At 67.0% G+C, this 20,164-nt stretch carries 21 protein-coding genes; 10 read left to right on the top strand and 11 right to left on the bottom strand.

Annotated elements, in window-relative coordinates:
* Positions 1-89 precede the first annotated feature (89 nt).
* Genes ACZ5TO_RS18095 through ACZ5TO_RS18085 form a run of 3 tightly spaced genes read right to left on the bottom strand, consistent with a single transcriptional unit; the run spans position 90 to position 2,163 of the window.
* Positions 90-455, bottom strand: a complete 366-nt coding sequence (locus ACZ5TO_RS18095; RefSeq protein ID WP_464799071.1) for a DMT family transporter — start codon at positions 453-455, stop codon at positions 90-92.
* Positions 452-1,159, bottom strand: a complete 708-nt coding sequence (locus ACZ5TO_RS18090; RefSeq protein WP_464799070.1) for a class I SAM-dependent methyltransferase — start codon at positions 1,157-1,159, stop codon at positions 452-454. The genes ACZ5TO_RS18095 and ACZ5TO_RS18090 overlap by 4 nt, the downstream gene beginning before the upstream one ends.
* A gap of 11 nt (positions 1,160-1,170) precedes the next feature.
* Entirely contained in the window at positions 1,171-2,163 is a 993-nt protein-coding gene (locus ACZ5TO_RS18085; protein WP_464799069.1) for a glycosyltransferase, read from the bottom strand.
* 123 nt (positions 2,164-2,286) lie between these two features.
* Here ACZ5TO_RS18085 and ACZ5TO_RS18080 point away from each other — a divergent pair, with 123 nt between their 5' ends.
* Together ACZ5TO_RS18080 and xseA are read left to right on the top strand one after the other, a co-directional pair.
* Positions 2,287-4,107 carry a hypothetical protein gene (locus ACZ5TO_RS18080; protein ID WP_464800423.1) on the top strand — a complete coding sequence of 607 codons (1,821 nt, stop codon included), beginning with the start codon at positions 2,287-2,289 and terminating at the stop codon, positions 4,105-4,107.
* 68 nt (positions 4,108-4,175) lie between these two features.
* Entirely contained in the window at positions 4,176-5,774 is a 1,599-nt protein-coding gene (gene xseA, locus ACZ5TO_RS18075; RefSeq protein WP_464799068.1) for an exodeoxyribonuclease VII large subunit, read from the top strand.
* On the opposite strand, the gene ACZ5TO_RS18070 is transcribed toward xseA, so the two are convergent.
* The 4 genes from ACZ5TO_RS18070 to ACZ5TO_RS18055 all read right to left on the bottom strand — a co-directional run bounded on the left by ACZ5TO_RS18070 (position 5,775) and on the right by ACZ5TO_RS18055 (position 8,730).
* Positions 5,775-7,013 (bottom strand): aminopeptidase, encoded by a 1,239-nt coding sequence (locus tag ACZ5TO_RS18070; RefSeq protein ID WP_464799067.1) that lies wholly within the window; start codon positions 7,011-7,013, stop codon positions 5,775-5,777.
* A gap of 62 nt (positions 7,014-7,075) precedes the next feature.
* Complete coding sequence (gene ybaK, locus ACZ5TO_RS18065; RefSeq protein ID WP_464799066.1) at positions 7,076-7,549, bottom strand: Cys-tRNA(Pro) deacylase; 474 nt, start codon at positions 7,547-7,549, stop codon at positions 7,076-7,078.
* 60 nt (positions 7,550-7,609) lie between these two features.
* Positions 7,610-8,143: a GNAT family N-acetyltransferase gene (locus tag ACZ5TO_RS18060; protein ID WP_464799065.1), complete on the bottom strand. Its 534-nt coding sequence runs from the start codon at positions 8,141-8,143 to the stop codon at positions 7,610-7,612.
* Between the two features lie 11 nt (positions 8,144-8,154).
* Positions 8,155-8,730 (bottom strand): helix-turn-helix domain-containing protein, encoded by a 576-nt coding sequence (locus tag ACZ5TO_RS18055; protein ID WP_464800422.1) that lies wholly within the window; start codon positions 8,728-8,730, stop codon positions 8,155-8,157.
* Between the two features lie 142 nt (positions 8,731-8,872).
* Between ACZ5TO_RS18055 and ACZ5TO_RS18050 the strand changes: the two genes are divergently transcribed.
* Positions 8,873-10,123 (top strand): MFS transporter, encoded by a 1,251-nt coding sequence (locus tag ACZ5TO_RS18050; protein WP_464800421.1) that lies wholly within the window; start codon positions 8,873-8,875, stop codon positions 10,121-10,123.
* Positions 10,124-10,184: 61 nt separating this feature from the next.
* Positions 10,185-12,017 (top strand): translation elongation factor 4, encoded by a 1,833-nt coding sequence (lepA, locus tag ACZ5TO_RS18045; RefSeq protein ID WP_464799064.1) that lies wholly within the window; start codon positions 10,185-10,187, stop codon positions 12,015-12,017.
* A gap of 268 nt (positions 12,018-12,285) precedes the next feature.
* On the opposite strand, the gene ACZ5TO_RS18040 is transcribed toward lepA, so the two are convergent.
* Positions 12,286-13,272: a Gfo/Idh/MocA family protein gene (locus ACZ5TO_RS18040; RefSeq protein ID WP_464799063.1), complete on the bottom strand. Its 987-nt coding sequence runs from the start codon at positions 13,270-13,272 to the stop codon at positions 12,286-12,288.
* 144 nt (positions 13,273-13,416) lie between these two features.
* Here ACZ5TO_RS18040 and ACZ5TO_RS18035 point away from each other — a divergent pair, with 144 nt between their 5' ends.
* On the top strand, positions 13,417-14,367 hold the full coding sequence (locus ACZ5TO_RS18035) for an aldo/keto reductase (RefSeq protein ID WP_464799062.1): 951 nt from the start codon (positions 13,417-13,419) through the stop codon (positions 14,365-14,367).
* A gap of 2 nt (positions 14,368-14,369) precedes the next feature.
* Positions 14,370-14,813, top strand: coding sequence for an N-acetyltransferase family protein (locus ACZ5TO_RS18030; protein ID WP_464799061.1), 444 nt, complete (start codon positions 14,370-14,372; stop codon positions 14,811-14,813).
* A gap of 3 nt (positions 14,814-14,816) precedes the next feature.
* On the opposite strand, the gene ACZ5TO_RS18025 is transcribed toward ACZ5TO_RS18030, so the two are convergent.
* Positions 14,817-15,707, bottom strand: a complete 891-nt coding sequence (locus ACZ5TO_RS18025) for a LysR family transcriptional regulator (RefSeq protein WP_184144481.1) — start codon at positions 15,705-15,707, stop codon at positions 14,817-14,819.
* Positions 15,708-15,846: 139 nt separating this feature from the next.
* Here ACZ5TO_RS18025 and ACZ5TO_RS18020 point away from each other — a divergent pair, with 139 nt between their 5' ends.
* Positions 15,847-16,845, top strand: coding sequence for an aldo/keto reductase (locus ACZ5TO_RS18020; protein WP_464799060.1), 999 nt, complete (start codon positions 15,847-15,849; stop codon positions 16,843-16,845).
* 59 nt (positions 16,846-16,904) lie between these two features.
* Here the strand turns inward: ACZ5TO_RS18020 and ACZ5TO_RS18015 are convergent, their stop codons facing one another.
* Positions 16,905-17,522, bottom strand: coding sequence for a transglutaminase-like cysteine peptidase (locus ACZ5TO_RS18015; RefSeq protein ID WP_184144479.1), 618 nt, complete (start codon positions 17,520-17,522; stop codon positions 16,905-16,907).
* Between the two features lie 107 nt (positions 17,523-17,629).
* The gene (locus tag ACZ5TO_RS18010) at positions 17,630-18,448 is read right to left on the bottom strand and encodes an alpha/beta hydrolase (protein ID WP_464799059.1); all 819 of its coding nucleotides are present in this window, start codon (positions 18,446-18,448) and stop codon (positions 17,630-17,632) included.
* A gap of 232 nt (positions 18,449-18,680) precedes the next feature.
* On the opposite strand from ACZ5TO_RS18010, the gene infC reads away from it, so the two are divergent.
* The 3 genes from infC (at position 18,681) to rplT (ending at position 20,086) form a co-directional block, all read left to right on the top strand.
* The gene (infC, locus tag ACZ5TO_RS18005) at positions 18,681-19,217 is read left to right on the top strand and encodes a translation initiation factor IF-3 (protein ID WP_184144545.1); all 537 of its coding nucleotides are present in this window, start codon (positions 18,681-18,683) and stop codon (positions 19,215-19,217) included.
* 221 nt (positions 19,218-19,438) lie between these two features.
* A complete protein-coding gene (gene rpmI, locus ACZ5TO_RS18000) occupies positions 19,439-19,642 on the top strand; it encodes a 50S ribosomal protein L35 (RefSeq protein WP_024270153.1) in 204 nt (67 codons plus the stop codon).
* A 39-nt stretch (positions 19,643-19,681) separates the two neighbouring features.
* Positions 19,682-20,086 (top strand): 50S ribosomal protein L20, encoded by a 405-nt coding sequence (gene rplT, locus ACZ5TO_RS17995; RefSeq protein ID WP_184144477.1) that lies wholly within the window; start codon positions 19,682-19,684, stop codon positions 20,084-20,086.
* Positions 20,087-20,164 lie beyond the last annotated feature (78 nt).

Genomic DNA, 20,164 nt, shown 5'->3' with positions numbered 1-20,164 from the left:
AAGGGCTCCCCGTTTTCGCTCCGGCGCGACGGTAGTGCATTTTCCCGGCAAGGGAAATCTTTCCCGCGGGGTAGCGGCGGAGGGTAGTGTCAGCCGTTGATGACCAGCATGCCGCCGACGATGAGGCAGGCGCCCAACGCATAGCGCACAGTCAGGGCCTCCCCGAGAAAGACGCTGGCGAGCAGCGGCACGAAGCAGAAGGTGAGCGCCATGAAGGAATAGCCGATCGTCAGCGGCACCGCCTTCAATACGAAGATCCAGATGATCGTGCCTGTGCCGTAGATGGCGAGCGCGGCCAGCAGCAGCGGATTGAGCATCAGCGCGACAAGGCCCCTGGCACCGAACTCGCCTGTCGTGCCGCTCGTCAGCTTGAAGAGCACCTGGCCCACCGCGATCATCAGCGGCGTACCGATGAGGCCGGCCCAGACACCCGCGCTGTAGTTTCCTAAGGTCACACCTCGGCCTCCGTCCGATCTTCCATGTAGAAGATGTCGCGGCCGATATCGACACAGACATGACGCTCCGGCACCGGATGCACGGCACGCAGGAAGGAATGCGTATAGGGGAAGAAATTGAAGTGCGGATTGAAGCTGTAGCGGTATTCCCGCTCGCGCGGCACGACGATGATGAGCCGCCGGCGGGCGATGCGGCGCAGCTCGGCGATGGCCTGCCGATATTCCAGGACATGCTCGATGACGTGGGTACAGACGACCGTGTCGAACTCACCATCGGCAAAGGGCAGGGATTCGATCATGGCGGCGACATACTCGACGCCGTCGATGCTCGCGGCATCCTCCACGACGAAATCGACCCCCGTCAGGCGCCCGAGGCCCGGATTGCCCGCCTTGACATGGCTGAGCAGCGCGCCCGTGCCGCAGCCGACGTCGCAGACGCTGTCGCCGATGACGGAAGCGACGATACGGTCGATGCAGGCCTGCGAATTGTCCGTGCCGGCATGGACGCGCGGGTGCTCGCGGTAAAGGTCCTCGTATTCGGCGGCGGTGAGGAAGGGTGCGCGCTCGCGGAATTTCGCAAGCTTGGCGATGTGCTTGCCCCAGACAAGGCTCGCGGCCTGCCGGAACAGCGCGGAATCGCGCAGGATCGGCGGCAGCACGTCCTCGATCACGAAGCGGATGCGGTTGGTGGTTTCCCGGTTCATGGCGATCCTGTTCAGGCGGCGAGATGGCGTGTCGTCTTTTCCGGCACCTTGCGGGCGGTACGCATGTGCCGGCCCGCCGGCAGCGTCATGTAGTGGACGCGCAACTGCTCGGCGCGAGCTCGGGCGAGCGAATCGAGGATCATGCCGGCGGAAAAGACGAGGAAGGAGATCATCATCAGCGCCAGCGAGAAGACCCAGGTCGGCATGCGCTCGACGAGGCCGGTGCGGAAATAGGCCGCCAGCACCGGCGCCATGAAGGAAAGGCTCGCCGCCATGAAGGCGCCGCTGATCGCGCCGAAGAAGGCGAAGGGGCGCGTCTCCTTCATCAGCATGGCGAACATCCAGAGAATACGGCCACCGTCGCGGAAGGTGGAGAGCTTGGAATGGGAGCCTTCCGGTCGGCGGCCGTAGTCCAGCTCCAGCTCGGCGACGGGCATGCGCAGCCGCGAGGCGTGCACCGACATCTCCGTCTCGATTTCGAAGCCGCCGGAAACGGCCGGGAAGCTCTTGGCGAAGCGGCGCGAGAACGCGCGGTAGCCGGAGAAGATGTCCGAGAAATCGTTGCCGAACAGCGCGCGGAACAGTGTGTTGAAGATACGGTTGCCGAAGGCGTGGCCCTGGCGGCCGGCATCGGCATGGACGCCGCGGCGGGTGCCCACCACCATGTCGGCGCCCTCGGTGATCAGCGTGCGCACCAGCTCGGGCGCATCGCCCGCCGCATAGGTGCCGTCGCCGTCGGCCATCACGTAGATGTCCGCCTCGATATCGGAGAACATGCGGCGCACGACATTGCCCTTGCCCTGGCGGCGCTCGCGCACCACCGTGGCGCCGGCGAGCGCGGCGCGCAGCGCCGTGGAATCGGTGGAATTGTTGTCGTAGACATAGATGCGCGCGGACGGTAGCGCGGCGCGGAAACCGGCGACGACGTCACCGATCGTCTGCGCCTCGTTGTAGCATGGCAGCAGGACGGCGATGTCGAGGTCTTCCAGCAAGGCTTCCGTCATGGCGGCGCGATCTCCCGTGGGCCAGCCGCTGCGGCCGCCGGTTTTACTATTTCTTGAGAAGGTTAAGGCTAGGTTTCGGCGGACCTGAAACGGCGGACGAAAGGGCAGACCATGTCCAACCCCATGCCCGCGGCGCTGCCGCTTGCCCATCCGCAGACGGCGGAACGCCGGCAGGGCATGACGCCGGGCATCCTCATCCTCTATTCGCTCCTCGCGATCGCCCTCCTGCTTGCGGTCTCGCTGCCCTTTGCGACCGACTATGTCGGCGCCGACAACGACGACACGATGCGGCTCGTCATGGTGCGGGACCTTCTTGCCGGCCAGAGCTGGTTCGACACGACGCAATACCGCCTCGGCCTTGCCGGCGGCACGCTGATGCACTGGTCTCGCTTCGTCGACCTGCCGATTGCCAACCTCATCGACATCTTCTCGCTCTTCACCGGCCGCGAGCGGGCCGAGGCGCTGGCGCTGGCCGTCTGGCCGCTCTCGCTGACTGTGCCGGTGATCTTCGGCATGGGGCTTGCCGGCTTCCGGCTGGGCGGCAAGGGCGCGATGCACGCGACGCTCGTGCTGACCGTGCTGTTCCTCGTCGCGCTCAACCGCTTCCAGCCGGGCGCGATCGATCACCACAACGTCCAGCTCACCCTTGCCGCCTGCATCGCCGCCATGCTGCTCGACCCCTTCATGCGGGCGCGCGACCATGCCATTGCCGGCGCGCTTGCCGGCCTTGCCATCGCCATCGGCGCGGAGACGACGCCGCTGATCGCCGCCGTCTGCCTCGTCGTCTCGCTGCGCTGGGTGTGGCACGGCCCGGCTTTCCGGGACGCTGCCGCTGCCTTCGGGCTAGCGCTCGCCGCGACCGTGACCGTCGCCTTCTTTGCGACCGTCGCGCCGTCCCGCTACGGGCAGGTGACCTGCGACAGCCTTTCCTACGGCTTCTATGCGCTGGCGACCTTCGGCGGCGGCGCGCTCTTCCTGACGGCCTCGCTGGCGAGCGGGCGGTCCCTTGCCGGCCGGTTCGCCGCGCTTGCCGTGGCCGGCGCGGTCATCGGCGCCGCGGTCCTCCTCATCGCCCCCGGCTGCCTTGCCAATCCGCTCGATACGCTCGACCCGCTGCTGAAGACCTTCTGGCTTTCCGGCGTCATCGAGGCGCAGTCGGCGCTGGAGCAGTTCCATCGCGAGCCCGCCTCCATCGGCACCTTCTACATGCCGGGCCTGCTTGCCATCCTCGTCTGCCTCTGGCGCATCCGGCGCAAAGAGGCGCGCGAGGCCCATGGCGTGCTCCTTGCCCTCATCGCCGTCTCCTTCGCCGTCACGCTGATCCAGATCCGCGGGGCGATCTTCTCCAACCTGCTCTCGGCCCTGCCGCTCGGCTTCCTCATCGCGGACCTGCGCAATGCGGCGAACGCCGAGCCGAGGAATATCCGGCGCGCGAGCGCCTTCTTCCTCGTCACGCTCGCCTCAGTTCCGGCTAGCTGGGCGCTTGTCGGTGCAGTCGTGCCCGGCCGCTCGCAGGCCCTGCTTACCGAAGGCCTTTCGGCGAAGGCCGCCGCGCGCGCCTCCTGCACCGACATGGCCTCGATCCGCCCGCTTGCCGACGAGCCTGTCGGTGTCGTCGCCGGCCCGTCCAATATCGGGGCGTCTATCCTGCGCTATACCGGCCACCGCGTCCTTTCCGCTCCCTATCACCGCAACCAGGGCGGCATGCTGACGGAAATGCATATCGGCCTTTCGAACCCGCATCAGGCCGAAGCCTTCCTGCGCGGGGCGCATGTGACGCTGCTCGCCTTCTGCCCGGATGACACCCAGACCCGCGATCTCGCCAAGGCGGAGCCGGAGGGTCTTTATGCCGATCTCCTCAAGGGCAGGGTTCCGGCCTATCTGGAGCCCGTCGCCGGCACCGAAGGCGCGGTGCTGCGGCTCTACCGGGTGAAGCCGCAATAGCCGCACGCATCTGGGGACGCCGCGCCCCGCGCCCTGTCTTCGTCGGCCAAACCGGCTAGACTTGGCGCATGAGCTTCTTTTCCGACAGCGATTCGCCCAGCAACCTTGCCGAATATTCCGTCTCGGAGCTTTCCGGCTCCATCAAGCGCACCGTCGAGCAGGCCTTCGACCAGGTGCGCGTGCGCGGCGAGATCTCCGGCTATCGCGGCCAGCATTCCTCGGGGCACGCCTATTTCTCGCTGAAGGACGAGCGGGCGCGCATCGACGCGGTGATCTGGAAGGGCAGCTTCTCGCGCCTGCGCTTCAAGCCGGAAGAGGGCATGGAGGTGATCGCCACCGGCAAGATCACCACCTTCCCCGGTTCTTCGAAATACCAGATCGTCATCGAGACGCTGGAGCCGGCCGGCGCGGGCGCGCTGATGGCGCTGCTGGAGGAGCGCCGCCGCAAGCTCGCCGCCGAGGGCCTGTTCGATACCGGCCGCAAGAAGCCGCTGCCGTTCTTGCCGAGGGTGATCGGCGTCGTCACCTCGCCGACCGGCGCGGTCATCCGCGATATCCTCCACCGCATCTCCGACCGCTTCCCGGTCCATGTCGTCGTCTGGCCGGTCAAGGTGCAGGGCGAAGGCTCGGGCGAGGAGGTGGCCGCCGCCATTACGGGCTTCAACGCGCTGGAGCCGGGCGGGCCGATTGCGCGGCCCGACGTGCTGATCGTCGCGCGCGGCGGGGGAAGCCTCGAGGACCTGTGGAGCTTCAACGACGAGATCGTCGTGCGCGCGGCAGCGGCCTCGCGCATCCCGCTGATCTCGGCGGTCGGCCACGAGACGGACTGGACGCTGATCGACCACGCCGCCGACCGGCGTGCACCGACGCCGACGGGGGCCGCCGAGATGGCGGTGCCCGTGAAGGCGGACCTTACGGCCGAGGTCGCCTCGCTCGCCGCGCGCCTTTCCGGCGCTACGGCCCGCCAGATGGAAAACCGCCGGCAGGGCGTGCGCGCCCTTGCAAGGGCCCTTCCCTCGCTCGACCAGCTCCTGGCGCTGCCGCGCCGCCGGTTCGACGAGGCGGCGGCCGGGCTCGGCCGGGGCCTGCAGATGAACACCGCGGGCAAACGCCGCGCCTTCGAGCGCACCGCCGCGCATCTGCGGCCCGACATGCTGCTGACCCGCATCGCCGAGCGCCGTCAGCGCGTCGGCGACCGGGTGCTGAGGGCCGAGCGCATCGTCGAGCGAAGGCTCGACCAGTTGCGCGCCCGGCTCTCCGCCTTCGACGTTTCGCTGCGGGCGACACCCGCCCGCGTGAAGGCCCAGACGGAACGCAGCCGCGAGAAGCTGGCGAGCCTGACGCTCCGCGCCGGGAGCGCGCTTGCCGGCGACCTCTCCCGCCGCCGCGCGCTGCTGCTTGCGCAGGACCGCGTGCTGCAATCGCTCTCCTACCGGAATGTGCTGAAGCGCGGCTATGCGCTGGTGCGCGACGAGGAGGGCGTGCCGGTGAAGGGCGCAGCAAGTCTCGGCCCCGGCCGCGCGATCGGCATTGAATTCGCCGACGGCACGGTGGACGCCGTCACCGGCTCGGGTGGTGGGGGCTCGGGCGGTGGCACGCCCCGGAAGAAGGCACCCGCCAAGCCGGAGGCGGAAAAGCCCGCGCCCCGGCAGGGCTCTCTCTTCTGATTACGCCCATTCGCCGGCACGCATGACCGGCACGCGGCTGCCGTCGGCGGCGATGCCATCGATGTCGACCTTGTCGGAGCCGATCATCCAGTCGATGTGGATGAGGCTCTCATTGCCGCCCTGCGCGCGGATCTCTTCCGGCGAAAGGTTCGCCCCGTCGAGGAAGCACTTCGAATAGCACTGGCCGAGCGCGATGTGGCAGGAGGCGTTCTCGTCGAACAGCGTGTTGTAGAAGAGGATGCCGCTCGCCGAGATCGGCGAGGAATGCGGCACCAGCGCCACTTCGCCGAGCCGGCGCGCGCCCTCGTCGGTGTCCAGCACCTTGTTCAGCACGGCCTCGCCCTTGGACGCCTTCGCCTCGACGATGCGGCCGCCCTCGAAGCGCACCTGGATGTTGTCGATCAGCGTGCCCTGGTGGGAGAGCGGCTTGGTGGAGGAGACATGGCCCTCGACGCGCAGCGCATGGGGCGTCGTGAAGACCTCTTCCGTCGGGATGTTCGGGTTGCAGGTGATGCCGTTCTTCGCCGTGGAGGCGCCGCCGTGCCATTCGTGGCCGTCGGCAAGGCCGACCGCCAAATCCGTGCCCGGCCCCTTGAAGTGGAGCGCGGCAAAGCGCTTGCCGTTGAGCCAGGCCGAGCGCTTGGCGAGATTGGCATTGTGCGCCGCCCATGCGGCGACCGGATCGGCGACGTCGACGCGCGAGGCGGCGAAGATGGCATTGGCGAGCTTTTCGACCGCGACGTCCTCGGGATCGTTCGGGAAGACCTGCTTCGCCCAGGAGGGGTTCGGATAGGAGACGATGTTCCAGTTGATGTCGAAATTGGCGATCTTCTCCAGCGCCGGCTTGTAGGCCGTGGAATTGGCCTTGTTGGCGCGGGCGACCTTGGCCGGGTCCTCGCCGGAGAGCAGCATCGGGTTGTCGCCGGAAATGGCAAGGCGCGCCGCGCCACCCGCATAGGCCTTGGCCATGCCCTCGTAGAGCCAGTCCGTCGCGCGGTCGAAGCTCTCGTCCGGCCCGTAGCGGTAGCGGGCGAGCGTCGCCTCCTCGTCGGCATAGAAGGTGCTGACGAGGCCGGCGCCGGCCATATAGGCATACTTGGTGATGAGGCGGACGAGCGGCAGGGCGGCGACCGGCGCGGTCACCACGAGGTCCTGCCCCTTCTGGAGCTGGAGGCCGACGCGCACGGCGACTTCGGCGAGCTTTTCGAGTTTTTGCGGATCGACGGAAGGATGGGTCATGACAGCCTGCTTTCTGAAAATCGATGCGGGAAACGTAGTGCGCCGGACGGGCGAAGAGAAGGTCAGGCGATGACGGGCGCGACGATCGCCTTCAGAGCCGCCGCCGCATCGCGCGGGACAAGCCGCACCTGAAGGCCGCGCTGGCCACCGTTCATGTAGACCGCCTCGTGCGCCAGCGCCGCTTCCTCGATGGCGGTCGGCACCTGTTTTTTCTGCCCGAAGGGGCTGATGCCGCCGACAACGAAACCGGTCAGCCGCTCGGCATCCGCCGGCTTCATCATGCTGGCCGATTTTCCGCCGAAGGCGCTCGCCAGCTTCTTCATACTGACCTCCTCGTCGGAGGGCACGATGACGCAGACCGGCTTGCCGTCTACCTCCGCCATCAGCGTCTTGAGGACGCGCGACGGGTGCTCCCCGATGGCCTCGGCTGCCTGGAGGCCAACGCGCTCGGCGCCGGGATCGTAGTCATAGGTATGGACGGTGAAGGAGACGCCGGCTTTGGAAAGGGCCTGGGTGGCGCGGGTGGTCTTGGACATGGCGGGCCGTCATTGCTGCGAACGTTCGGCCCGCATGGGTGCAGGACCGGACCTTTCCTGTCAATGCGCTTCCTGCCCGCCGACGCGCTTGTAGAACAGCGTCGTGCCGCAATAGCGCCCGTCCGGGTAGAGCGCATAATCCGGGATGACGCCGACGCGCTGCCAGCCGAGGCGTCCGTAGATGCTTTCAGCCGGGCTGCCGGTCGCCGTGTCGAGCACCAGCACCGTCTTGCCGCGCCGGGCCGCCTCCGCCTCCGCCGCCGCCATCAGCGCGCGAGCAAGGCCGCGGCCGCGCTCGTCCGTCCTGACCAGCAGCTTCTTCACGTCCGCCCGGTGCGGCTGGTTCGGCATCTGGCTCATGCCGACCTGCACCGTGCCGGCGATGCGGCCCTCCCGCTCGGCGGCAAAGAGCAGCACCGCGCCCTCCGCCACCGCGGCGACGACGCCCTCCCAGAAGGGCAGCGCATCGGCCGGCCCGAAGGGCGCCATGAAGCCGACGGAAGCGCCGTCCGTCACGCAATCGGCAAGCACCTCGGCCAGTTCCCCGATGCGGGCGCGGGCTTCGTTCGTATCGAACAGGCGTATGTCGCTCATCGGTTCCTCGTTCAGCGTCCGCGGTCCAGCACCACGGCATAGCGGGCCGGCATGTCGCCGGGATTTTCAAAGACATGGCCCTCGGTGATGCTCATGTAGAGGCAATCGCCGGGGCGGAGATCGTGCGCCGTGCCGCCGACCGTCAGGCGCAGCAGGCCGGAGAACAGCCAGACGTGCTGCGTCATGCCGGCTTTCGCCGTTTCCGGCGGATAGGTGATGCGCGCACCGGCCGGGAACTCGACCTCCACCACATCGACGCGCGAGGCGGTGTTCGGCGGCGATACGGCGCGGCGCTGGTAGCCCGTTTCCGGATCGCGCCAGAGCACCTGCGCCTCGCGCCGCGACAAGGGATCGCCGCTCTCCCCGGAAAAGGCGAAAAAGGCCGAGAGCGTCAGGTCCAGCGCCGTGCAGAGCCGTGCCAGAAGCTGCGCCGTCGGGCTCGCCTCGCCGCGCTCGATGCGCGAGATCATCGCCCGGCTGACGCCGGAGGCGGAGGCGAGGTCATCAAGCGTCTGACCGCGCGCCGTGCGCAGCATCCGCACCCGCTCGCCGATGGCGCTTTCCAGAGGTTCCGCTTCATTTTCCATTATCATGGAATAATTATCCCTCATGATGGAGTCAACGCCGCCGCCCCGCCGACCGAAAATAAATTTCCGCCATGCCGCTCCGGCGACAATGCGACACCGCCCGGCCGGATAAGGTGGCGCCGCACGAGGGAGAGGCATGCAGATGACAGGCGAGACGCAGCGGGCATCCTCGCTCTTTTCCATCACCGCCATCGTCGTTTCGATGACGCTCGTCGCCATCGGCAACGGCATCATGCTGGCCTATGTGCCCTATGTGCTCGCCCGCGTCGGCGCGCCGGAATGGACGCCGGGCGCGGCGGTCACGATGATCGCCTTCGGCGGGCTCGTCGGCTGCGTCATCGCCGGCCCCGTCATCCGCCGCGTCGGCCATGCGCGCGCCTTCTCCTGCTCGCTGGCGCTGGTCATCATCGCCGCCTTCCTCGTGGCGCTCGGCATCCACCCGCTGCTGTGGGTCTTCGCGCGCGGGGTCTATGGCGTTGCCGGCAATTTCAACTTCATCATCGCCCAGAGCTGGCTGAACCATGCCAGCGACAACCGCTGGCGCGGCAAGGCCATGTCCTTCTTCTACATGGCCTATGTGCTCGGGCTCGGCGTCGGAGCGTGGCTCTTCGGCCGGATGCCGGCGGATGGCAACCTCGCGCCCCTCGTCACCATCTTCGTCACCACCGTCGCGCTGCTGCCGATCGGCCTCACCCGGCTGCCGACCCCGCCGCCGCCCGCCCGCGTCAATGTCGATTTCGCCATGGCCTGGCGCAATTCGCCGGTGGCGCTGATCGGCGTGCTGGCCGCCGGCGGCCTTTCCATGGTGGTGCAGGGCTTCACGCCGATCTATGCCGCCACCCACGATGTCGGGCAGGCCGACGTGGCGCTGCTGATGTTCGTCATGCAGTTCGGCCTGCTCTTCGTGCAATATCCGCTCGGCACGCTGTCGGACCGCGTGGACCGGCGCGTCGTGCTGATCGGCACCTGCCTCCTGATCGCCGGCACGGCGGTCGCCGCACTCTTCGTCTCCTTCGGCGCCATGGCCGTACTGATGATCGTCTTCGCGCTGTGGGCCGGCGGCGTCGAGAGCGTCTATTCCATCGCCAACGCCCATGCCAACGACCGCACGGATCCCGACGATTTCGTGCCGCTCGCCTCCACCCTCCTCGTCGCCTGGTCGGCCGCCGCAACGCTGGTGCCGCTCGCCGTGACGGCGCTGACGCCCGCCTTCGGCGACAAGACCTTCATCTATGCGGTGATGGCGGTCGCGCTCCTCTATGCGGCCTTCGTCGCCCATCGCCTGCGCCTTCGCGAAACCGTGCCGCCGGAGGCGCGCGAGACCTTCGAGATCCGCAGCGCGCAGGTGCCCAATGCCGGCGCGCTGGTGGAAGGCGCAAAAGCCCCGGAATAGCGGCGCTTGCGGCAAGGAAACCCTTCATTTACCGCTTTGCGGGAATCCGCCCCGCTGCTATATGGCGCGCATGAGCACCAATAATTCGACGCCCCTCGACCATATCCGCAATTTCTCGATCGTGGCCCATATCGACCACGGCAAGTCGACGCTCGCCGACCGGCTGATCCAGTCGACCGGCGGCCTTGCCGACCGCGAGATGAGCGAACAGGTCCTCGACAACATGGAGATCGAGCGCGAGCGCGGCATCACCATCAAGGCCCAGACCGTGCGCCTGCACTACAAGGCGAACGACGGCGAGACCTATGTGCTGAACCTCATCGACACGCCCGGCCACGTCGACTTCGCCTACGAGGTCTCGCGCTCGCTGTCGGCCTGCGAAGGCTCGCTCCTCGTCGTCGACGCCTCGCAAGGCGTGGAAGCCCAGACGCTCGCCAACGTCTACCAGGCGATCGACAACAACCACGAGCTCGTCACCGTCCTCAACAAGATCGACCTGCCGGCCGCCGAGCCCGACCGCATCAGGGAACAGATCGAAGAGGTGATCGGCATCGACGCCTCCGACGCCGTGCTGATCTCGGCCAAGACCGGCCTCGGCATACCGGACGTGCTGGAAGCCATCGTCACCCGCCTGCCCGCGCCGAAGAGCGAGGGCGGCGAGAAGGCGCCGCTGAAGGCGCTGCTCGTCGACAGCTGGTACGACACCTATCTCGGCGTCATGGTTCTCGTGCGCATCATCGAGGGCCGGCTCACCAAGGGCCAGGTCATCCGCATGATGGGCACGGATGCGAAATACACCGTCGAGCGCGTCGGCGTGCTGACGCCGAAGATGGTGGCGATGGATTCGCTCGGCCCCGGCGAGATCGGCTTCATCACCGCCTCGATCAAGGAAGTGGCCGACACCCGCGTCGGCGACACGATCACCGAGGACAGGCGCCCGACCGCTTCTGCCCTCCCCGGCTTCAAGCCGGCCCAGCCGGTGGTGTTCTGCGGCCTCTTCCCGGTCGATGCGGCCGACTTCGAGGAGCTGCGCTCGGCGATGGGCAAGCTGCGCCTCAACGACGCCTCGTTTTCCTTCGAGATGGAAAGCTCCGCAGCCCTCGGCTTCGGCTTCCGCTGCGGCTTCCTCGGCCTGCTGCACCTGGAGATCATCCAGGAGCGCCTGTCGCGCGAATTCGACCTCGACCTGATCGCGACGGCCCCCTCGGTCGTCTACCAGCTCACCATGACGGACGGGACCGAGAAGGAACTGCACAACCCGGCCGACATGCCGGACGTGGTGAAGATCGCCGAATTCCGCGAGCCGTGGATCAAGGCGACGATCCTGACGCCGGACGAGTATCTCGGCGGCATCCTCAAGCTCTGCCAGGACCGGCGCGGCATCCAGACGGAGCTGACCTATGTCGGCAACCGCGCGATGCTGACCTACGAACTGCCGCTCAACGAAGTGGTCTTCGACTTCTACGACCGCCTGAAGTCGATCTCCAAGGGCTACGCCTCCTTCGACTACAATCTCCACGGCTACCGCGAGAGCGACCTCGTCAAGATGTCGATCCTCGTCAATGCCGAGCCGGTCGACGCGCTCTCCATGCTGGTCCACCGCTCGGCGGCGGAAAAGCGCGGCCGCGTCATGTGCGAGAAGCTGAAGGACCTCATCCCGCAGCACATGTTCCAGATCCCCATCCAGGCCGCCATCGGCGGGCGCATCATCGCCCGCGAGACGGTGCGCGCGCTGCGCAAGGACGTGACCGCCAAGTGCTACGGGGGCGATGCCACGCGCAAAAGGAAACTTCTGGACAAGCAGAAGGAAGGCAAGAAGCGCATGCGCCAGTTCGGCAAGGTGGAGATCCCGCAGGAAGCCTTCATCGCCGCGCTCAAGATGGGCGACGAATAGGGTCGCGTCCCTCAACGCCGGCGCGGCCTCCCCGCGCTGGCCCCCCTCTCTCCTCCGTCATGCTCGGGCTTGACCCGAGCATCCATCCGCCGGCGCAGCGTGCATGGTGGATCCTCGGGTCAAGCCCGAGGATGACGATCATGGGGGTAGAGCGGAGCAGGACAAGGCGGCACGGCTGCAACGGCAGCCAAGCGGACGCTCGAACCGAAGCAGCCGAACGGACTTCAAACTCGAAGGGGAGGCATCACCTCCCCTTCTTGCGTCGCATTCACACCGCCTCCCAGCCGTCCTTTTCGCTGGCGCGGTAGATGGCGTCGATGAGCTTCTGATTGGCGGCGGAGCTTTCCAGCGTCACCACCTCCTCCTTCTCGCCCAATGCGGCGCGCGTGAAGGCCTCGACCTCGCGGCGGTACTGGCGCGCGTCCTGGAAGCGGAAGTGCTGGCTTTCGCTGTGGCTCTGGTTGGTCAGCTCGATCTCCTCGGCGCCGTAGCGGTCGGCGTTGAAGGGGGACTTGACCTCGACGAAGCCCTTGTCGCCGTGGAAGACCATGACCTGGCGCTGGGCGAGCTGGGTGGAGATGTAGAAGGACAGTTCGAAATCGCCGAAATCGGCGCGCACGCTCGAATAGATGTCCGTGCCGAATTCCGGGTCGCGGTCGGTGTTCGCCTGCACGCGGAGAGGCTCCTTGCCGGTGGCGAAGCGCGTGGTGATCGTCGGGTAGACGCCGATATCCGGCAGGCCGCCGCCGCCGAGCGCCGGCACGTTGCGCATGTTGCCGGGATCGCGGTTGAAATAGGTGAAGGCGCCCTGCACATGGCGCAGCCGGCCGATCGCCCCTTCGGCGATGAGCGCGCGCACCTTGCGCCAGACGGGGCTGTAGGTGACCATGTAGGCCTCCGAGATCAGCACCCTGTTGCGGTCGCGCGCCGCAATCAGCGCGGAAATCTCGCCGGCATCGAGCGCGATCGGCTTTTCGCACAGCACATGCTTTCCCGCATCGGCCGCCTTGATCGACCATTCGACATGCTGCGAGGTCGGCAGCGGGATGTAGACCGCGTCGATGGTGTCGGAGGCCAGCATCTCCTCGTAGGAGCCGAAGGCATGCGGCACGGAGAAGCGGTCGGCCATGGCGCGGGCCTTGGCGTGGTCGCGGCTGGCGATGGCGGTAACGACGCAGTTCTCCGCATCCTGGATGGCCGGCACGACGAGCTCGCGGCCGATCTTGGCCGTCGACAGGATTCCGAAACGCAACATGATGATCCTCCTTGATTTGCGCGAGAGACTAGCGGCGAGGTACGTTCCTCGCAAGCGCCCGAAATTCCCGCGCGGGCGTCGCAAAGGGCGCGCAGCGCCCTATGTGGAGAGAATATTTCAGCACGAACCCCTTGGAGGATCCCCATGCAGCTCCGCCCCCTCGGCAAGACCGGCCTTTCCATCGCCCCGCTCGTCTTCGGCGGCAACGTGTTCGGCTGGACGGCCGACGAGAAGACCTCGTTCGACCTGCTCGACGCCTTCACCGGCGCCGGTTTCAACGCCATCGACACGGCGGACGCCTATTCCCGCTGGGTGCCGGGCAACGAGGGCGGCGAATCCGAGATGATCATCGGCAAGTGGCTGAAGCGTTCCGGCATCGCCCGCGACAAGGTGGTGATCATCACCAAGGTCGGCTCCGACATGGGCCAGGGGCGGCGGGACCTGCGCAAGGCCCGGATCGTCGAGGAGGTGGAGAACTCGCTGCGTCGGCTCCAGACCGACCATATCGACCTCTACCTCTCGCACTGGCCGGACCCGGAAACGCCTTACGAGGAGACGCTGGAGGCCCATGCCGGCCTCTTGAAGGCGGGCAAGGTGCGCGCCTTCGGCGCCTCCAACCTCGATGCCGGCCAGCTTCAGGCCTCCTTCGAGGCCGCCGACAGGGCGGGCCTGCCGCGCTACGGCGCGCTGCAGCCGGAATACAATCTCTACGACCGGGCGGGCTTCGAGGGTCCGCTGGCGGACCTCTGCCGCAGGGAGGACATCGGCGTCATCACCTATTACAGCCTCGCCTCCGGCTTCCTTTCCGGCAAGTACCGCAGCAAGGCGGATACGCAAGGCAAGGCGCGCGGCGGCGGCGTTGCCCGCTATCTCGACGACAAGGGCCTGCGCATCCTCGCCGCGCTCGACAGCGTTTCGGCCGAGACGGGTGCGGCGCCCGCGGAAATCGCGCTCGCCTGGCTGATGGCCAAGCCCGCCGTGACGGCGCCCATCGCCAGCGCCACCAGCCTTGCGCAGCTCGCCAGCCTGACGAAGGCGGCGGCCCTGACGCTTTCCGCCGACCAGATGGCCGCGCTCGACCGCGCGGGCGCGTGACCATGGCGCTCCTCATCCGCGACGCACGCGAAACCGACGAGGCGGCCTGGAGGACACTCTGGGCCGGCTATCTCGCCTTCTACGGCACCGAGGTATCGGAGGAGGTGACGGCCTTCACCTGGGCGCGCATCCTCGATCCCGCCTCGCGCGTCTCGATGCGCGTCGCCGAGGAGGACGGCAGGCTGCTCGGCTTTGCCATTCACCACTATCACGATTCCACCTGGGACATCGCGCCGGAGGGCTACCTGGAAGACCTCTTCGTGGACGGCGCAGCGCGCGGCAAGGGCGTCGGGCGGGCGCTGATCGACGACCTCGTCGCCATCTCCAGGCGCCACGGCTGGCGCGGCATCTACTGGCATGTCAGCGAGAAGAACGAACGCGCCCGCAGGCTCTACGACAGCTATGTGGAGACCGACGGGCACCTGCGCTACCGCCTTGCGACCTGAGCCTCAGCCCCGGTAGCGGAAGAAATCGACGAAGGCGCGCAGCGCCGGGCGCATCTGCCGGCGCGAAGGATAGTAGATCGAAAAGCCGTCGAAGGCGGGGCACCAGTCCTCCAGCACCGGCACGAGCCGGCCGGCGGCGATGTCCTCGGCAACGCGCTGGTCGAAGACATAGGCAAGGCCCGCCCCGTCGATGGCGGCGGCGCGCATCAGCCGCTGGTCGGAGACGATGAGCGGCCCGTCGACATCGACGGTCACCTGCCGCCCGTCCTTCTCCAGTTCCCAGCGATAGATCCGCCCGCTGGAAAAGCGCCGGCGGACGCAGCGGTGCTGCATGAGATCGCGCGGCTGCAGGGGCTTTTCGTGCCGCTCGAAATAGGCGGGCGCGCCGACGACGAGGCCGCGCCACGGGCCGCTCGCCCGGGCCGCGATCATGTCCGCCTCCAGATGCTCGCCAAGCCGGAGGCCCGCATCGAAGCCCTTCTCGACGATGTCCTCGAAGCGGTCGTCCGTGCGAAGGTCCAGTTCGATCTCCGGATAGGCCGAAAGGAACGCGCCGAGGCGCGGCATGACGATCTCCTCGGCGGCGATCAGCGGCATGGTGACCCGCAGCGGCCCGGCGGGGCGGCCCTGCCGGTCGGCCAAGGCCTCCATGACATTGCCGATATCGGCAAGCGCGGGCGCGAGCGTGTCGAGCAGCAGGCGCCCCTCCTCCGTCGGCGCGACGGAGCGGGTGGTGCGGGCCAGCAGCCGCACGCCGAGGCTCGCCTCCAGCGCCGAGACGGCATGGCTGACGGCCGAGGGCGCGACGGCAAGCTCCGCGGCCGCCTTGCGAAAGGAGCGCGCCTCCGCGACGACGGCCAGCACGGCGAGCTGGGAAAGCTGGGTCCGGTTCATTGTTCGAACAGATAGAACAAGTTGTTGGCTTTTGCAGCAATTTTCAGAAGAGGCGGCAAGCCCTAGATTGAGCCTTGCCGGATGACGGCGGTTTCCCCGCCGCCCGGCCCCCGTTTCCGCCTTCCAGAAGGATTTCGCCATGAAGCACAGACATCTCGGCAGCCTCGACGTTTCCGCCCTCGGCCTCGGCTGCATGGGCATGAGCCACGCCTACGGCGCAACCCATGACGAGGCCGCCGCCATCGCCACGCTGCACCGGGCGGTCGACCTCGGCATCACGCTCTTCGACACGGCCGAGGTCTACGGCCCCTATGCCAACGAGATTCTCGTCGGCAAGGCGCTGAAGCCGGTGCGCGACAAGGTGGCCATCGCCACCAAGTTCGGCTTCCGTATCGACCCGTCCCGGCCGTCCGCCGAGATGATCACCGGCACGGACAGCCGGCCGGAGAACGTCAAGGCCGTCGCCGAGGCCTCGCTGAAGCGGCTCGGCACCGACGTCATCGACCTCTACTACCAGCACCGCGTCGACCCGGCCGTGCCGATCGAGGAGACAATCGGCGCCATGGCCGAGCTCGTACGCGAGGGCAAGGTGAAGGCGCTCGGCCTTTCGGAAGCCGGCGCCGAGACGATCCGACGGGCCCATGCCGTGCACCCGATCGCCGCCGTCCAGAGCGAATATTCCCTCTGGACCCGCGACGTGGAGGAGAACGGCGTGCTGGAAACCTGCCGCAGCCTCGGCATCGGCTTCGTGCCCTTCAGCCCGCTCGGCCGCGGCGTGCTGACGGGCGCGCTCAAGAAGCTCGACGGGCTTTCCGACACGGATTTCCGCCGCTCGCTGCCGCGCTTTGCGGCGGAGAACTTCGACGCCAACCTGGCACTGGTGGCGCTGCTGGAGGAGATGGCCGCGCAAAAGGGCGTCGCCCCGGCCCAGCTCGCACTTGCCTGGGTGCTGGCGCAGGGCGACTTCATCGTGCCGATCCCCGGCGCCAGCAAGGTGACGCATCTGGAGCAGAACGCTGCCGCCGCGGACGTGGCGCTCACGGCCGAAGAGGCTGCTCGCCTCGGCGATCTCCTCTCCCCCGCGAAGGTGGCGGGCGGGCGCTATTCCGAGCGCATGGCGGCGATGGCCAGCAAGTAAACAAAGCAAAAGGCCGCGGAGCGATCCGCGGCCTTTCCGGAATTCCCATGGCCGTATGCCTACTGGCCGACCGAGGACACCATGACGGCGTCGCCGTTCTCGATCGACACCCAGCGGCCGGCGTTGAACGAGGCCTGCCGCTTGAGGTAGCGATAGGGCGTCTCGGTCCACAGCTTCACCTCGTTGTTGAGGTTGTCGAGGATGTAGTCGCCCTCGGTGGTGCGCAGCGTCAGGACCGCATGGCCCTCGCCGTCCGGCTTGCGCACGACGGTGACGAGCAGGTCACCAGCGGCAAAGCCCTGCTGCATCAGCTTGCGGCGCTTGAGGAGCACGAAGTCCTCGCAATCGCCGGCCTTGTCCGGATAGGCCCAGAACTCGTCCTTGCCGTAGAGGTCCTTGTCGGTCATCGGCGCAATGTCGCGGTTGACGCTGGCGTTGATCTTGCGGACGACGGTCCAGCCGAAGGACGTGACCTTGGCGGGCGCCAGGTTGCGCACGCCGGCGCGGCATTCGGACTTGTGGGTCTGACAGAATTCGTAATGGCCGATCGGCTGCGAGGTCACCGCGCCGGTCCGCATGGAAAGCGCCGAAGCCGGCGCCGTGAAGGCCGAGGAAGAAGATACGAGGAGAGCGAGCACCGCTGCAGCCCCGGCCTTTGCACCAGTCATTCGTGCCATGAAACGTCCCCTCATCGTTAACAAAAAGTTAACGGCCAGAAGGACCTTTCGTCAATCATCAGTTTTGGCGATGCCGCATTATGGTTAAGACGCGGCCGGCCGGCGCTTCACGGTGCGCCGGCAAGCGCCTCAGCGGCCTCGAGGATCTTCGCGATATCCTGCGGGCGCGAGAGGCGGTGATCGCCGTCGCGGATCATCGTCAGCACCACGTCGTCGCCGGAAAGATGCTCCATCAAGCGCACCGCATGGGCATAGGGAACGTCCGGATCGGCCATGCCCTGCAGGATATGCACGGGGCAGCCCGTCTCGATGACGCCGTCGAGCACGCGGTTCTGCCGTCCGTCCTCGATGAGCTTCAAGGTATAGATGTTCGGGTCGGGGCCGTAGGACGTCGGTTCCTCGAACTGCCCGCGCTCGGCAAGCGCCGTGCGCTCGGCCTGCGTCAGGTTGGGCTCGATCAGCTCCGAGGTGAAATCCGGCGCGGGGGCGATGAGGACGAGGCCGGCGATCCCGACGCCGTTCCGCCTTGCGAGCTCCTCGACGGCGCGCAGCGCGATCCAGCCGCCCATGGAGGAGCCGACCAGCACGGCGCGGCGCGTGCCGATCGTCTTTACCGCATGATCGACCACGGCGAGGGCTTCCTCGAGCCAGCGCGAGATCGTGCCGTCCGTGAAGGCGCCGCCCGAGGCGCCGTGGCCCGAATAGTCGAAGCGCACGCAGCCGGTGCCGAGGCGCGCGGCAAGGCTGGCAAGCTCCATCGCCTTGGTGCCCGACATGTCGGAACGGTAGCCGCCGAGCCAGACGAAATGGGCAAGGCCGTTGCCGGCTGCGGGACGCTGGAGCGAAACGGCGATCCCGCGCGCATCCCCGCCCGTGCCGACCGTGATGAATTCCACCGCGTCCCCGTTGCCGTTCGCCGTCGCCATGCCTATCTCCCTGTCGTGCGCCGCGGTCGGAAAACCGCCCGGCTCCCGCCTGTCGGCCCCGTCCTAGACCAGATTCGCAACCGCAAGGACAGGTGGTGATTTTTTCCACGTCCCATGCTATTGACTTCGGAAGCGCGATCAACACATTGCCGACAGACGCCGCAGGGCGGCAAGACGGCCCGATCGACGCACGCCATCGTACCAGTCGAAACAGTTCGAGGAGAACACGACCATTCGCAGACCATTCAAAGCGGAAGCCCCCGTCAAGGACGGCCCGCGCTCCAACAGGGAAATCCGGGTTCCCCGGATCCAGCTCATCGATGCCGAAGGCCACAACCACGGCACCGTCCCCACCGATCAGGCGCTCCGCATGGCCGAGGAAGCCGGCCTCGATCTCGTGGAGATCGCACCGAACTCCGAGCCGCCCGTCTGCAAGATCCTTGACCTCGGCAAGCTGAAATACGCCAACCAGAAGAAGGCGGCCGAAGCGCGCAAGAAGCAGAAGATCGTCGAGATCAAGGAAATCAAGATGCGCCCGAACATCGACACCCATGACTATGAGGTGAAGATGAAGGCGATGAACCGCTTCTTCGACGAAGGCGACAAGGTGAAGGTGACGCTGAAGTTCCGCGGCCGCGAAATGGCCCACCAGGAACTCGGCATGAAGCTCCTGCAGCAGGTCAAGGAAGACACCCAGACTATCGCCAAGGTCGAAGCCGAGCCGAAGCTCGAAGGCCGCCAGATGATGATGGTGCTCGCGCCGCGGTAAACCCGCGGGCCTTCCTGCCGAACGGATCAAGCCGCCTTTCGGGGCGGCTTTTCCATTTCCGCCCGCAAAACCGGCCTTTCCACGGAATCCGGTTGCGCTTTTCGGGGACTTCGGTTACAAGCCGCCGTCCGAACGGTCCGGCAGGGCATGCCGTGGCCGTTCTTTACGCTGGAGACGCGCCTCGTCAGCCGTCTCGAATTCAAGAAGAATGGAGTAGCAAAATGCCCAAGATGAAGACGAAGTCGTCTGCCAAGAAGCGGTTCAAGATCACCGCGACCGGCAAGGTCGTCGCTGCCGCCGCCGGCAAGCGCCACGGCATGATCAAGCGTACCAACAAGTTCATTCGCGACGCGCGCGGCACCATGGTGCTGGCCGAGCCCGATGGCAAGAAGGTCATCAAGAACTACCTGCCGAACGGTCTCTGAGACTTCTCGAGCAATTTGATACGTTAAGGAGATCATGACATGGCACGTGTAAAACGCGGCGTAACGTCCCACGCCAAGCACAAGAAGACACTCAAGGCAGCCAAGGGTTTCTACGGCCGCCGCAAGAACACCATCCGCGCCGCCAAGGCAGCGGTTGATCGTTCCAAGCAGTTCGCCTACCGCGACCGCAAGGTCAACAAGCGCAACTTCCGCGCCCTGTGGATCCAGCGCATCAACGCTGCCGTCCGCGAGCATGGCCTGACCTACGGCCGCTTCATCGACGGCCTCAACAAGGCCGGCATCGAAGTCGACCGCAAGGTGCTTTCCGACATGGCGATCCATGAGACCGCAGCTTTCGGCGCGCTCGTCGCAGCCGCCAAGAAGGCGCTGGAATACCTCAAGGAAGCCGGCACGCAGAACGAGTTTGAGGCCGCCGTCAACTAACCGGCGCTCACAACCATTCCTGCTTCGTTGTGAAACCCGCGCCGGGGAACCGGGGCGGGTTTTGTTTTTGATCCGGAT

It is taken from the genome of Shinella sp. Sh6, assembly GCF_055392685.1.
Note: the sequence above shows the minus strand (reverse complement) of the source record. Positions and strands in the feature narration are given on the sequence as shown.